Below are 14,881 nucleotides of genomic sequence, written 5' to 3'. Positions count from 1 at the left end.
GGCCGGTGGGGCCGGTCCGGGTGCGTCGGCTGCTGCAGAGGCCGGGCCCGCCAGGCCCGGCCTCTGGAAAGCTGCGGCGACTACTGCTCCGCCGCCGCCGTCTTCTTCGCTGCCGCCTTCTTGGCCGTCGTCTTCTTCGCGACGGTCTTCTTGGCAGCCGTCTTCTTCGCGACCGCCTTCTTGGCGACCGCCTTCTTGGCCGTCGCCTTCTTGGCGGTCTTGCGGGCCGTCTTCTTCGCCGGGGCCTCGGTCTCCGCGGCTTCCGCGGGCTCCGTGGCCCCGACTGCGGCGGCGACCGGCTCCGCGTCGGGCTTCGGCTCGGTGGAGCCGGTCACCACGACCACCCCGGCGCCGTCCGCACCCGCAGGTGATCCCGCGGGGGCGGTGACCTTGCGGGTGACCCGGCGTCGGGCACGCGGCGGGGCGACCGGAGCAGCCACCTCCTCCGGTGCGGCCTCCGGCTGCGGCGCCTCGGCCACCGGGGCCTCGGTCACCACGTCCGCGACGGACAGCGGCGCTTCGACCGGCGCGACCTGCTCGGCCGGGGCCGGCGATCCCGCCGGAGCAGTGGCCTTACGGGTCGCCCGGCGGCGCGTACGGCCCTGCGGCGCCTCGGCCACGGGGGCCTCGACAGCCACCGGGACCTCGACGACCGGCTCGGGCTCGACGACCGGCTGCGCCTCGGCTACCGGCTCCGGCTCCACGACCGAAGCGGGCGCGGGTGCGGACTTCGGGGCGCCGGCCGGGGCCGATGCCTTACGGGTCGCACGCCGGCGGCCACGGCCACGCGAGGCAGCCGCCTCGGCCTCGGCCGCGCTGCTGTACAGCTCCTCGTCCGGTACGAACTCCGGCTCGGGGAGCGCCAGCGGGGCTGCGACCTCCGCAGCCACCTCGGCCTCGGTCTCCACCTCCGCCTCGACATGCTCGTGGTCGACGAGGTGCTCGTGCTCGGGCTGCTCACCGGCACCACCGCGGCCGCGCTTCTTGGCCCGCTTGCCGTTGCCGCCGCCACCGATCGAGCTCGGCTGCTCCATGTGCACGATCACGCCGCGCCCATTGCAGTGAACGCAGGTCTCGGAGAACGACTCCAGCAGCCCCTGGCCCACCCGCTTGCGGGTCATCTGGACCAGGCCCAGCGAGGTGACCTCGGCGACCTGGTGCTTCGTACGGTCGCGTCCCAGGCACTCCAGCAGGCGCCGCAGTACCAGGTCGCGGTTGGACTCCAGGACCATGTCGATGAAGTCGATGACGACGATGCCACCGAGGTCGCGCAGCCGCAGCTGACGCACGATCTCCTCGGCCGCTTCCAGGTTGTTCCTGGTGACGGTCTCCTCGAGGTTGCCGCCCTGACCGGTGAACTTGCCGGTGTTGACGTCGACGACGACCATCGCCTCGGTCTTGTCGATCACCAGCGAACCGCCGCTGGGCAGCCAGACCTTCCGGTCCAGCGCCTTCATCAGCTGCTCGTCGATCCGGTAGGTCGCGAAGATGTCGACCTCGGAGGTCCACCTCGACAGCCGGTCCGTCAGGTCGGGGGCGACATGCGCGACGTAACCGTGGATGGTCTGCCACGCGTCGTCACCGCTGACGATGACCTTCGAGAAGTCCTCGTTGAAGATGTCGCGGACGACCCTGACGGTCATGTCCGGCTCGCCGTAGAGCAGCGTCGGCGCGCTGGCGCTGCCGTTGCTCTTCGACTTCTTCTGGATGTCCTCCCACTGCTGCTGCAGCCGCTCGACGTCACGGCGCAGCTCGTCCTCGCTCGCGCCCTCGGCCGCGGTACGGACGATGACGCCCGCGTCCTCGGGGACGATCTTCTTGAGGATGGTCTTCAGCCGGGCGCGCTCGGTGTCGGGCAGCTTGCGGCTGATGCCGGTCATGGAGCCCTCGGGCACATAGACCAGGTAGCGGCCGGGCAGCGAGACCTGACTGGTCAGGCGGGCACCCTTGTGGCCGATCGGGTCCTTCGTCACCTGGACGAGGACGGACTGGCCGGACTTCAGCGCGGTCTCGATCCGGCGCGGCCCGTGGGCCATGCCGAGCGCCTCGAAGTTGACCTCACCGGCGTACAGGACGGCGTTGCGCCCCTTGCCGATGTCGACGAAGGCGGCCTCCATGGACGGCAGTACGTTCTGCACCTTGCCCAGGTAGACGTTGCCGACGTAGCTGGTGGCCTGCTCCTTGTTGACGTAGTGCTCGACGAGCACGTTGTCCTCGAGGACACCGATCTGGGTGCGGTCGCCGTTCTGGCGGACGACCATCACGCGATCGACGGCCTCACGGCGGGCCAGGAACTCCGCCTCAGTGATGATCGGGACGCGGCGGCGGCCCTGCTCACGGCCCTCACGACGGCGCTGCTTCTTCGCCTCCATACGGGTCGAGCCCTTGATGGACTGGACCTCGTCGAAGCCGGTGCCGGGCTCACGCTCGGCCGCTTCCTTCCCACGCCGTTCCCGCGGCTCGCGGACCTTGACGACCGTACGCTCCGGGTCGTCCGTGCCGGACTCGGCCTCGGGCGACACGTCACCACTGCGACGGCGGCGACGACGACGGCGACGGCTGCTGCTGGAACCGGGGGCGGCCGCCTCGTGGTCCTCTTCCTCCTCCTCGTCGGCCTCGTGACCGCGCTCGTGCTCGTCCTCGGACGTGTCGGCGGCGTGCTCGTCGGCGAGCTGCTCCGCGGCTTCGTCCGCCTCGCTGGGCTCACCGCGGCGGCGACGACGGCCACCGCGACGGCGACGACGCGAAGGACGGTCCCCGTACTCGTCCGACTCCTCGCCCTCGTGCTCGGCTTCGCCCTCGGCCTCCGCCTCGAGCTCGTCCTCGGCGTGCTCCTCCACCGGGGCGGCAGGGGCGGGCGCCCGGTCGGCGACCGGCTCGGCCTCGGCGGCCTCACCGCGACGGCGGCGACGGCGACGGGAACCGGCCTGCGGTGCGGCCTCGGCGGCCGGAGCCGCCTCTTCGGCCGACGGGGTCTCCTCGGCCGTCTCGAGCTCTTCCTCGGCCTCGTCGTAGTACGCGGGACCAGCGGCCGCAGCGGCGGCAGCGGCGGTCTCCGGGGTCTGGAACATCGGCTCGGCGAAGACCGGCGCCTGGAAGACGGCCACGGCGGGACGCGTCGCCCGACGGCTCTTGCGGGCAGGCTCCTCGACGTTGCCGGTGAACTCCGGCCGGCCTGCGGGGGCGGTGACCCGGCGGCGCTGACGGCCACGCGGCGCGGCGGCCTCGGTCTCCTCCTCCGGCTCGGCGACCGGCTCCTCGGCGGCCTCGGTCTCGACCACGGCCTCCACCGGCGCGACGGGCTCGACGATCTCGGCAGCCTGCGGGGCGCCCGCGGGCGAGGTGGCCTTGCGGGAGGCCCGACGACGACCGCGCGGGGCAGCCGGCTCGGCAACCTCTGCGGTCTCGGTGATTTGTACGGCCTCCGCGGCCGCCACGGGCTCGACGATCTCGGCGCTCGTGGTGTCGCCCGACACAGGCTGCGGGGCACCCGCCGGAGCGGACGCCCGGCGGCGGGTACGGCCACGCGGGGTGACGGCCTCGACGGGCTCGGCGACGGGCGCCTCGACCGGAGCTGCGGTCTCAACGACCGGCGCCGCCTCGACGACCTCGGCGGCCTGCGGGGCACCGGCCGGAGCCGTGGCCTTGCGTGTCGCGCGGCGACGCGCACGCGGCGCCGGAGCGGCCTCAGTGGGCTCTGCGGCCTCGGCGGGCGCAGCAGCCTCGGGGGTCTCCTCGGCCTTCGGCGCACCCGCGGGAGCGGTTGCCTTGCGGGTCACCCGACGACGCGCACGGGGCGCCTCGGCGGGAGCAGCGGCTTCGGCAGGCTTCTCCACCTCGACGGCCTCGACTGCCTCGGCGGCCTGCGGGGCACCAGCCGGAGCCGTGGCCTTGCGCGTCGCACGGCGACGCGCACGCGGCGCCGGAGCGGCCTCCGCCTCGGCGGCAACGGTGCCGGACGCTTCGGCGTCAACGGCCGGTATGGCCGGCGCGACTGCCTCGGCGGCTTCCGCGCCCATGGCAGCCGCGGACGGCGGGCCTGCCGGGCGGGACGCTGCACGGCGCCTGCGGCGCGGCGGCAGCTTGTCACCGGGGGTGTTGTTCTCTTCGGCGTTCCCGGACGTACCGGGTTCGATCGGTTCGAGCATGCGGGCGGTTCTCCCGTCACGCTCCCGGGCGCCGCGCCTGATTCCGGTCCGGCACGGTCCGCATGCAGAACGCGGTACCGCCGTCCGGGGCGCGGGCGCCGCACGGGAGCTTAATGTCTGGCTCGCCGGTTCCGTCCGTGATGTGCGTACGGCCTGGCGAAAGTCTTATGGGTCAGCGCGCGGCCCGGCCCAGGTGGCTCCCGAGCCCGAGGGCTGCGCTACAACGACCGCCTTACGCGGAACCTGCACCTTCCGGCGCCGTCGCGACAGCGGTCCCGGTGGCCGTGGATGGCACGGCCGGGGCTGCCTCGCGGTCGGGCGCGAGCGGGTCGGTCACCGTGCCGGACTCCTCGTCGAAGAGCCCCTGCGCCAGCCTGGTCACCGCTGCGGGGACCGGCGGCGCCAGGTCGGCCACAACGCGGAGACCGGACAGGACGTCGTCAGGTCGCACGGCAGGTGTCACGTGCCGAACAACCAGCCGCAGTATCGCACAGGGCTTGTCCACCGGCCTATCAGCGCCGGGGTCGACGGCCTCGAGACCGGCGACGGCCGCACGGGCGTCGAAGGTCCGCATGCCGTTCTTCGTACGGCGCTGGACCTCGACGGTCTCGGCGCCGAGGAATCCGGCGACGGCCTTCTCGGCGTCCTCGAAGGGGACCCCGTCAAGCCGCATCTCCCACACGGAGGCGGTCAGCCGGTCGGCGAGACCCGAGGTGCGGGCCTCCACCGCGTCGGTGATGTCGAGGCCGTCCGGGAGCGACGCGTCGAGCAGGGTGCGCAACGTGTCGGGGTCCCGCGGCTCGGTGAGGGCGATCTCCAGGAACTCGGCCTCGCTGCCCGTGCCGGTGGGTGCGGCATTGGCGTACGAAACCTTGGGGTGCGGGGTGAAGCCCGCCGAGTAGGCCATGGGCACCTCGGCGCGCCGCAGCGCCCGCTCGAAAGCGCGCTGGAAGTCGCGGTGGCTGGTGAACCGGAGGCGGCCGCGCTTGGTGTAGCGCAATCGGATGCGCTGCACTGCCGGTGCGGGCGGCGGGCCTTCGGGCTGTCGCTTGCCCAGTGGTTCTTCTCCTCGGTGCGGAGCGGACGCGGTGGCACGCCGCCCTCGAAATACGGAGTGGCCCGGGGGTGTCCGGTCCGGCTCACCCCTGCTTGCGCAGGGAGATCTCGGGTTCGGGCGCCGCGCTGGGCACAGTCGTTGTACTACCCAGAGTACGCGCAAGGCGGCCCACCGGTTCCCGGGGCTCGGGGACCGGACCCCCGCCGACCAGTGCGCGCCACGCGTCGCGGCGGGCCTGCCGCACGGTCTCGCGTGCGGTGCGCAGCGCACTGCGGGCCGCACGTCCCGCCTCGACCGCGGCGCGCTTGGCGGGGGCCCAGACCGCGTCGCGCACGACATGGCCGACCGGGGTCCACACCGTGCGGTACGCCCAGGAGATCGGGGCGCCGATGAGATGCCACGCCAGCCAGGCAAGGCCGCGGCCGACGGCCCGCGAGATGTGTCCGGCGATTCGCCAGGCGACGCCGATCGCGGCGGCGATCTCGCGGCCGAGCGGGGCGAGCAGCGCCCGGTACGTCCAGGCCAGCGGCGCCACGACGAGATGCTCCACCAACCAACCGGCGGCCGCCCCGACCCCCCGCACGGCTGTGACGACACCACTCGCCACCACGTCGGCCAGCCACGCGACGCCACGGCCGAGCGGCGTGAGCAGCGCCCGGTACGTCCAGGCCAGCGGCGCCACGACGAGATGCTCCACCAACCAGCCGACGGCCGCCCCGACCCCCCGCACGGCTGTGACCACACCACTCGCCACCACGTCGGCCAGCCACGCGACGCCACGGCCGAGCGGCGTGAGCAGTACCCGGTACGTCCAGGCCAGCGGCGCCACGACGAGATGCTCCACCAACCAGCCGACGGCCGCCGCGAGCGGCACCAGGACATACCGCCACACGCCGACCACCGGCCACACGAAGACAGCGGTGAGCACCCAGCCGATGCCGGTGGCGAGGCCCCGTCCGGCGGGGGTGAGCAGCTTGCGGTACACCCACCGCAGCCCGTGCCCGAGCGGGGTGAGCACCCACCTGTACAGCCAGACCATCGGCGCCACGACCCCGTACCGGACCACGGGCACGACCACATACCGCCACAGCGCCACCCACGGCCACACGAAGACGGCCGCGCCCAGCCACTGCAGCCCCTGCCCGACCACGGCGGCCAGCCACCGCAGCCCGTGCCCGAGCGGGGTGAGGACCGACTCGTACAGCCAGACCAGCGGGACGACCACGAATGCCCTGCCCAGATAGGACAGGGCCCGACCCAGGGGGCGCAGCAGGGCCCGGTCGGCGGCGCGTGCGGTGGCGACGAGTACGTCCCAGACCATCCGTACGGGCAGGACGACGACCAGCACCACGACCCGTACCGGAATCCTGATGAGCGTGGTCAGGCAGCCGTCGCCGGTTTGGTAGTGCGCGGGTGCCTGATGCCTGCCGTACCCGTGGGGCTGCTTCTCCTGGTCCATGGGAGACAGGACGCGAAAGGCCCAGCCCAGGGTTTCCCGGGCCGGGCCTTCGTCACCGAGCTGTCACCCGGACGGTGACGCTGTATGTGACGCGATGTCCGGTGTTACTTGACGACCGTCAGCGGAAGCAGCTTCTTGCCGGTCGGGCCGACCTGGATGTGGGTGTCCATCTGAGGGCAGAAAGAAACAGGACTACATCCATCGGTGGCACCCCCGCCCTGCCGGGGACGGATGCCGAGGGGCTCGCAGGGGAAGCCGGACGCATCCCAAAGCGCAGGACGGTACCGCGCGACTTCCACTCACCCGCCGAGCGCGCTGCGCTTGGCTACCGCCAGGAGGTCGCCCCCTTGAACATCACGAGCAGAATCATCTGGACCTACGAGTCCTGCGCGTTCCCTCTCATCGACGGGGACGCTCACGCCTGCGACACCACGGCGACGCCCGCCTGAACCAACCCTCGTTCTTTCCGGCCCAGCCACAGACAGGAAGGAGGCACATGTCCCGCCGACCGGCGGGGGCACTGGCGAACCCGTGTGCGCCTCACAGGAAGGACTGAAATCCTTTTGGGAGCCATCAAGGACAAGGGGCGTCAGCTCCATCAGATCCAACGTGTGCCGTACGAGGACGCGTTCCTCATCGGCGATCTCCTCACCACCCGCACCCACGGTCCTGTCCGGGGAACCCAAGGCCGGTAAGACGCTGCTCAGCGCGGGCATCGGCATTGCCCTGCTCAACGGCGAGCCGACGTTCCCCGGCCAGGCCGTGCACCGGAAGCTCGACCACATCGTCTACGGCCTGACCGATGACGGCGCTCCGGAGGAGCTGAAGGAGCGGTTGCACGGTGCCGTGCCCGACGACGCGGTGACGGTCTTCCCCGTCCAGGACCCCAGAGACTCCGATTACTGGGTGGGCATCGCCGAAGGCCTGGCGGACATCCGTCCGGGCCTGTTCGTGCTCGACAACATCATCGGTGCGCTCGCTCCCGGCGAGGACATCGCATCGCCTGTCACAGCGCAGCGCATCATGCGGAGCCTGCGGCCGATCACGGACGCGGGTATCCCCCTGCTCCTGGTCACCCACACCCCGAAGGGGACAGCAGAGGGCATGACGGCTGCCTCATCCCCTATCGGCGGACGGGCGATCGGAGCCGGGGCCCCCGCGTTCGTCACCCTGAGGAACTCCGGCAGGCACGGCCAGCGCATCCAGACCGCCATCAACCGGGCCCGGGAAGATCTGGATCTGCGTGTCACCGTGCGCCGCGCCGACGAGTTCATCGAGGTTCCGCAGGCGTCTACAGCAAGGACTTACCTCAGCCACAGACCTACGCGTCATTCTTGACCGGAACCGGATGCGGACCGGAAACACCTTGAATACAGGTTGACTTCAATTAGCGGCTCATTACCGTCAAGCCCTTTGAGCCAGGTGATTTCTGCCTGACTGCGCGTCTCTTCGTGGACCGTCAGGATCTGCATGTTCTTGTTCCGGCTGCCATCGTCGCCAACCTTCTCAATCTTCCAGCCTTGCGAGGGAAGGGACTGCCGAAGGTTGGCCATGCCCTTCCCCAAGACATCGTTACCGACCCCGTACGCCGACCAAGAGTGCCGAACCCGATACAGCTTCCCGGAGTCGCTGTCGCCAGAGTCGCAGGGCGCCACGCTCGGCCCCGGCTCAGTGACCTTGGCCTTGATTCTCATGGCATCGACGAGCCCGCTAGATAGCTTCGCGACCTCGGACTTGACTGTCTCAGTAGACCGGGACTTCGGCTCGTAGCCCAACGAGTTCTCACTCCCCTGGGTAGATGAACAGCCTGTTACCAGTGCGAGCGCGACCACGCCCATCAGCCCAGCGCTAACAGCCACTGCCTTTCGGGGCTGGGGACTTTCAGTCCTCCAGAACGACATCTCCGTACCTTCCCGTGATGACTCGCGCTTGGTTCTCCAGGCTGAGGGACGCCTTCTGACCATCGTTGTCCCAAAAGCCGCTGTGGCCGCCCGAGTCACTCTTCATGACGTTTCCACCGAACGCGTGGTCAGTGGGGATGTTCCCGTTATCTCCGAGCCCCACCAAGCGTCCTCCCTGCCGGACGCCTTCATCATCCCAGGGGGCGCCCATGGCCCATACGTGATCTGCACCAACGCCCAGGTCTGCCGCATGATCGGCCTGTACCCCTGGGCTGCCCGCGACCAGGATGTCATCAGCCAATTTGCCATCAGACCAACTTCCCGACTGGGCTGCGTCGCCGACGACCGTGCTTCCGTAACTGTGGCCGATAGCTGTGGTGTGAGCTCTACTGCCGGTCTGCTGCTGGTGCGCAACATCGTTGCCCGTTAGGAAATCGCGAAGTGTCACGCCGCCGTCGGCCGCTGCCTGCCCACGGGTCGCTTCCGGGACGATGTTGTCTGGCGCGTTGTAGTCAAGCCAGGTGATGGTGGAGATGTTCTTGCCGGGGGAGAGCTTCTGGCTTTCTACCCAAAGCCGTTCGCTGCGCCCGAGGTCGCCATGGTCGTCACCCTCACCGATCGACTCGATGCCGGCATAGGTCCCGGGGACGTAGACGGCAGTATGGTCGGCTTTGTCGGGGTTGCCGTTGGCAATGATCACACGGCCGTCCCCCTCGCCCTTAGGGTCGAAGCCCAGCAGGTACGCCTCGGGCAGCCCATCGACACCGGTCCGGTCGAACCGGCTCTGGATTTGACGCATGCCTGCCACGCTCTGCTCCAGGCTCTGCCTTCTGTCTCCATACTTCTCGTTCCACGACATCCACTCGTCGGAGTGGACTTGGACCGGCCCGTTGATGGTGTTGATCATCTTGTACTTGTTGGCCGGCTCGGCAGGCATCGAGTCGAGGTCCATCTCGTACTTGGCCTTGGTCTCGGCAAAGACGATGCGGTTGGCCTCGTCCCGGACTTCCGAAGGCAGGCCGTTCATTGCGCCAACTTCCTTGGGGTGCATGGCGAGGTAGTCGGCGCGCTGTTCCTCCGTGAGACCCTTCCACCAGTTGGCGTTGTCCTCGGGAGTGGCCTCCTTGGGCGGGCCTTTGATGCTGTCGAGATAGGCGTCGGCCGCCTTACGGACGCCGCTGGTGTCCGTCTGTACGTCGGCCCAGTCACGGTCGGAGACCGTCAGATCGTCGTCGGCCTTAAGTGTCTTCAGCTTCGGGGCCCACTTCTCGTCCGCCTCGGTAGCCTCTTTGAGCGCTTCGGCGATGCGGTCCGCGTACTCCTGAGCGAGGCGGTACTTCGGGTTGGGGTCGAAGTTCGCGGCCTGGCGGCCGAGCCCCTGCGCGCTGCCCTCGGTCAGGCCTCTGGCCGTTCCGCCTTCGGGGATCTTGCCGTCGACTTCGTCCCCGCCGGGCGGGTAACTGACCGAACCGTCGGCGTTGACCGTGCACTTGGCGGCCTCGGCGTCGGCCACCGCGGCGTCCAGCTTCTTCTTCGCGGCCTCGATCTCGTAGGCGAACCCGTCGAGGGCGGTGCTGATCAGACCGCACTCGGTCTGGACGTAGTGGAAGTTGTCCGACAGCCTCTTCAACTCACCCAATGCGGAGTGGGTGGCCTGTCCCTTGAGGGCCTTGCGCATGCCGACAGCCACACGGTTGTCGAGGTCGTCCTTGGAGGCGCTGGCGCTGTCACTGAGCGACCGGTACCCGTCGGCCGCTTCCGTGAACTCGGGCGGTTTGAGGGCCTTGAGCGTCGTGTAGTCCATGGCGCGGGTCACCTTCCCTCGTGGCCGCCCATGGCGGGCGCGTCCTGGTACTTGGTCCTGAGATTGCTCAGCTCGTCCTTGACAGACTCGTCGGTCAGCAGCAGATCGTGGCCGACCTTGTCGAGGATCTTCTGGAGGTCCTCGCACTTCTCGCCCAGGGTCTTGGCATAGGTGTTCCAGGAGGTGTGGACCGTGCGCTGGGCCTCTGCTGTCTGGCAGCCGGCGTTCGCTCCGATGCCCTTCTGGCCCGCGGCCAGTGCGGTCAGCGCCTTGCTCAGACGCTTGCGCTGGTCGGCGACACCTTCCCCGGCAGCGACCCAGGCGGCCTTCTTTGACTTCAAGCCGCCGGTCACGCTGCCGGTCGGTCCGGGGCCGTAACCCCCGTCGATCGACGCGCTATCGATCTGCATGTGCGTAGAGTCGCTGCGCCCAGCTGCGTCTGCCTTGAGCTGTTCCCACTCGTCCCACGCCATGCGAGATCGTCCCCCCCATGTCCCGAGCCCGGCTCGGGAGAGCCCCGTTCCACTTCCGTTTGTGCGTTGTGAGGTTGCCGCGACAGACGTTACAGGCCAGGTGTGCTGCGTCACGTCCGCCTTATCACTCAAACCGGCCCTGCGTATCCGTACCTACTCCGAGCGCCGTGCACAGAACGCGCCAGTGCATCTCCGTCACGGCTTAAAAGATCGCCGCTCGTCGGCAGAACCCTGACCGTAGGGGCTGGTCGAGCCACCCATCGGCGGCGTCCCGTACGGCTGGCCCGGCTGCGGAACCTGACCGGATGCCGCAGGCCCGTATTCGACCGGTCCGGTCCGCCGTCGGCGCCGCACGAGGACCACGGTCGCCACCGCGCCGAGCAGCACGACCGCGCCTGCGCCGACAGCCACCCCGAGCAGGGTGCTCCCGTCGTCGTCCTTCGCGGCCGTGGCGCCGTCCTGACCATGACCAGCGGCCGGCGCCGACGGAGAAGGAGCTGTGGTCGCCTCAACGGGGAAGTCGGGCAACGGATATGTGTCGGCCGGGCCTGGATCACCCGGCTTGGTCAAGGCGATGCGTGGGCGGACGATGCCATAGCCGATGGCGTCGGTGCGCTTGGAGCCGTCGACCGGGGCGCCGATGGTGTTGAGCATGACCCTCAGGATCTGGTTGTTCGTCCACTTCGGGTGGGCGGACCAGATCAGAGCAGCGCTGGCGGAGGCGAGGGCAGTGGCATCGCTGGTGCCGTGTGAATCACACAGGCCCGACTTGGCGACGCATGCCGCCACCATCTCCTCCCCTGGAGCGGCCATGTCGACCTGAGAGCCGAACGTCGACTCGTAGGTCTTACGGAGATCCTTGCCGACCGCGGCGACACCGACCACGCCGGGGGTTGCTGCCGGGTATTCCACTTCGTTGCCCTCTGCGCCGCTGTTGCCGACTGCGGCGAAGATCAACGACCCCTTGCCCAGGGCGTACTTCACGGCTGCAGCCAGCTGCGGGGTGCCCACGGGGAAGCCCTGGGAGATGTTGATGACGCTGGCGCCCTCATCGGCCGCGTACCGGATCGCCTCGGCGGCGGCCTTGTTGAACCGCTTGTCGCCCTCGGCCTGGCTGGTCACGCCGGAGCGGGGCAGCCGGACGGGAAGGATCTTCGCGCCGGGGGCGAGTCCATAGGCTCCGTTGCCGCCGGCGCGAGCACCAGTCCCGGCGATCAGGCTGGCCATGATCGTGCCGTGTCCGTCGTAGTCAGTCTGCTCGTCGCCCTGTTCATCCGGAGCGAGGTCCTTGCCGCGCAGGACGGCTCCCTGCAAGTCGGGGTGGGCCGCCTTGACTCCGGTGTCGATCACGGCCACGGTGACGCTCTTGCCGGTGCTGGTCTGCCACATCTGATCGGCCTTCATGGCATCCAGAAACCACTCCTGCTCGCGCACCGACTCCGCGTGTGCCGGGGCGCCAGCGGCTCCCACCAGCAGTAGTCCCAGGGCAGCGGATACCGCTACTGATAGGCGACATGTGCGCGCGCGGGTGGTGAGCATGAAAGATCTGTCCGCTTTCTCCGAAGGATCAGTCGACGGTCGGTGGAACGATACGACGCCGGTCCGGCAGCCAGGTCTCCTCATCCTCGAAGGCATGGCCCGAACGGTCGTTCCTGCGCTTGTCCTGCCGCCTGAGGGACGCTTGTGAGGCCGGTGAGGCCGCAGCGTTGGTGGTGCGGGAATTGGCCGGACGGCTGGCCGTGGATGGCTTTCCGCCCGCGATCCCATCGCGCGAGGACGTCGCACTGCCGGGCACGGCACGGCCGGCGGCACCGGACCGGCGGGGCTGCGAAGGGTTCGCCCCGACAACGCTGCCGTTCTGCCCAGGGGAGCCCCGACCACCGGAGGTTCCCTGCTGTGGCCCCAGCGGTCCCTGCCGCATAGCAGATTGACGTGTCCCCGTTGCCCTGCCCTGTGGGGTACGCGTGGTGCCGCCTTCGGCCCCGACGACCGTGCCCCGATAGGGCGTTGTCGTAGGCGTGCGACCTGTAGGGGGAGGAGTGGGGCGGCCTCCGTAGATCCCGCTGGAGCTGCCCGGTGTGCATCCGGGGACAGTTTCCGCAGGGCCACGCCCCGAGACAGGGAAGGGGCGCCCTTGCGTGTACCCAGTGCCGCCGGGCACTCCCCGACCGGGCGTAGGTTCAGCCGTTGAGCCGAATGGCCGTCCGGTGCCCAGATTCCTGCCAGGACCTGTCGCCCCGGTCGCGGGCACTGCAGGCGTCCTCGTGGCACCGCTTCCGAATCCATTGCGACTGCCGAGGCCTGAAGCCGTTGGCGGAAACGGCACCACCGGGGTCGATGTACCGCCCGGGGTTGGGGTGGAGACTGGAGGCGTGCCGCTCGTCGCACCTCGTGTGGGCTGGGCGGATTCTGGCAGGGTCGCTACGGAATCGATGTCCATGCGCGAGGGCTGGTTCGTGTCCGGGACCACTGGGTGCGCTGAAGCTCCAGGGGCGACGTGCGACGAGGACGAGTTGTCTGAAGTCCGTGCAGGGGTTTCGGCCGGGCCCACTGGGTCGCCTGCTCCTGGACTCGCGGGTGCTGTACTGCTCCCAGCCGCCCCGGCGGCGCCAGGAAAGGCCTTTTCGGTGGCAGTGCCATGCGGCTTCGCCGCCTCGGGCACGATCGCATCCGGCGGCGGAGGCACTTTCGGCGGCTTGAGCCCGGTTAGCCGTTCCGCCGACTGCTGGTAGGCCTGCCCCAGCTTCGTCATCTCGTCCGCTGCCTGCTGCCGTACGGCTTCTTTCTGCGCAGTCGCCTTAGCAAGGACGGTGGCCGCATCAGGGTCATTCGGCGCAGCCTTCGCCGCATCGATGTTGGCCTGCGCGCCACCGTCATCACGCGGGATGGACGACTTGGTACGGGCAATCGCATCGGCGGCATGCGTGAGAAAGTTCCCCGAGTCAGCGCTGTAGTCGCTGATCCGCAGCGTGGCGTTGGCCAGGTCCCCGCTCCAAGCGCGGAAGGAATCGGCACCCTGCCCCTTCCACTCCACGTACTGCGGGCGGGTCTTGAGCTCCTCGGCGATCTTCTCAATCTCCTTGGCGGCGGCCAGCAGCTTGACCGCGCCTGTCTGCACGATGGCGGGATTGGCCTTGTCGAGCCAGGCCAGCATCTCTTCGTGCGACATGTCCGCGAACGGGTCGTTGCCCATCAGATCCCTCCCGCCGTCTCGTTACCCGAAGCCTCCGGCGCAGGCTGCTGCGTGGTCTGTCCGCCGTGCTCGTCGCCCGCCGCCTGCTTGGGCAGGTCGGGCACATACTTGCCGCCGAAGCTCTTCGTCGTCTCGGCGGTGATGGCGTGCAGCCGGTCGCGCACGTCGGTGTCCACGTTCTCGTAGCCCTTGTGCGAGGCGAGAACCGCCAGGCCCATGCCCTCGATCGAGTCGGACAGCAGCTTGGACAGCTTCTCCAGCTCGCCGATCACCTTCTCGTGCGCGGTGCCAAGGGCGTCAGCCGAACCCCACGAGCCCTCACCGCCGCCGAAATGCCCCCGGGCGGGCTGGTCCGTGCCGACCTGGTGGGCGCTGGCAGGGGACTCCCCCAAGTCCCGGATGAGTTCATTGATGCGCTGCTGGAACTTCGTGAACGACGACAGCTCCGTCATCACGTCGGCGGCGGCGTCCTTGGCCGCCTCGAAGATGCCCGACACCCATGAGCCGCTGTCCCCCGTGGACACATGCCCTCCCTCGGTCAGTCACACCGAAAGCTGCCGCAAAACCCATGCGAAGCCGTCAGCAGACGTCACTCACAACTCCCGCGACGGTAATAGCGCCCGCCCCGCGATGCCTGAGTACGCGTACTCAGGCCATGCCTCACCAGGAAGATTGGCGCAAAGTCTTCCCCTCCTCGCGGGAGGCGGAAGGGGCCGGGTCTCGTCGCTGCGGTCAGGCAAGAGCGCCGAGTCTTCAGAGCAGGAAGACAACACGAGGGGCCGTGGAGGGCACCACTGGCCTATTCCCACTCGACCTCGGAGACGATGCGCGAGTCCCGGCGGGGAC

General features: G+C 69.5%; 9 protein-coding genes. 1 reads left to right on the top strand and 8 read right to left on the bottom strand.

The features are described 5' to 3' along the window. Window positions 1-80 precede the first annotated feature (80 nt). The 3 genes from ACIBB8_RS19925 to ACIBB8_RS19915 form a co-directional block, all read right to left on the bottom strand. Window positions 81-4,148 (bottom strand): Rne/Rng family ribonuclease, encoded by a 4,068-nt coding sequence (locus tag ACIBB8_RS19925; RefSeq protein WP_398953824.1) that lies wholly within the window; start codon window positions 4,146-4,148, stop codon window positions 81-83. 232 nt (window positions 4,149-4,380) lie between these two features. After that, window positions 4,381-5,163, bottom strand: coding sequence for a TIGR03936 family radical SAM-associated protein (locus tag ACIBB8_RS19920; protein WP_398953821.1), 783 nt, complete (start codon window positions 5,161-5,163; stop codon window positions 4,381-4,383). Window positions 5,164-5,287: 124 nt separating this feature from the next. Further along, on the bottom strand, window positions 5,288-6,664 hold the full coding sequence (locus ACIBB8_RS19915) for a hypothetical protein (RefSeq protein WP_398953819.1): 1,377 nt from the start codon (window positions 6,662-6,664) through the stop codon (window positions 5,288-5,290). A 609-nt stretch (window positions 6,665-7,273) separates the two neighbouring features. On the opposite strand from ACIBB8_RS19915, the gene ACIBB8_RS19910 reads away from it, so the two are divergent. Beyond that, entirely contained in the window at window positions 7,274-8,002 is a 729-nt protein-coding gene (locus tag ACIBB8_RS19910) for an AAA family ATPase (protein ID WP_398953817.1), read from the top strand. Here ACIBB8_RS19910 and ACIBB8_RS19905 read toward each other — a convergent pair. The 5 genes from ACIBB8_RS19905 to ACIBB8_RS19885 form a co-directional block, all read right to left on the bottom strand. Continuing rightward, window positions 7,993-8,502 carry a hypothetical protein gene (locus ACIBB8_RS19905; RefSeq protein WP_398953815.1) on the bottom strand — a complete coding sequence of 170 codons (510 nt, stop codon included), beginning with the start codon at window positions 8,500-8,502 and terminating at the stop codon, window positions 7,993-7,995. The genes ACIBB8_RS19910 and ACIBB8_RS19905 overlap by 10 nt on opposite strands. A gap of 43 nt (window positions 8,503-8,545) precedes the next feature. Beyond that, window positions 8,546-10,369: an alpha/beta hydrolase gene (locus tag ACIBB8_RS19900; protein ID WP_398953813.1), complete on the bottom strand. Its 1,824-nt coding sequence runs from the start codon at window positions 10,367-10,369 to the stop codon at window positions 8,546-8,548. 8 nt (window positions 10,370-10,377) lie between these two features. Then, the gene (locus ACIBB8_RS19895) at window positions 10,378-10,779 is read right to left on the bottom strand and encodes a hypothetical protein (RefSeq protein ID WP_398953811.1); all 402 of its coding nucleotides are present in this window, start codon (window positions 10,777-10,779) and stop codon (window positions 10,378-10,380) included. Between the two features lie 258 nt (window positions 10,780-11,037). After that, a complete protein-coding gene (gene mycP, locus ACIBB8_RS19890; RefSeq protein ID WP_398953809.1) occupies window positions 11,038-12,276 on the bottom strand; it encodes a type VII secretion-associated serine protease mycosin in 1,239 nt (412 codons plus the stop codon). 1,758 nt (window positions 12,277-14,034) lie between these two features. Further along, a complete protein-coding gene (locus ACIBB8_RS19885) occupies window positions 14,035-14,559 on the bottom strand; it encodes a hypothetical protein (RefSeq protein ID WP_398953807.1) in 525 nt (174 codons plus the stop codon). Window positions 14,560-14,881 lie beyond the last annotated feature (322 nt).

It is taken from the genome of Streptomyces sp. NPDC051286, from assembly GCF_044455345.1.
Taxonomy (GTDB): Bacteria; Actinomycetota; Actinomycetes; order Streptomycetales; family Streptomycetaceae; genus Streptomyces.
Note: the sequence above shows the minus strand (reverse complement) of the source record. Positions and strands in the feature narration are given on the sequence as shown.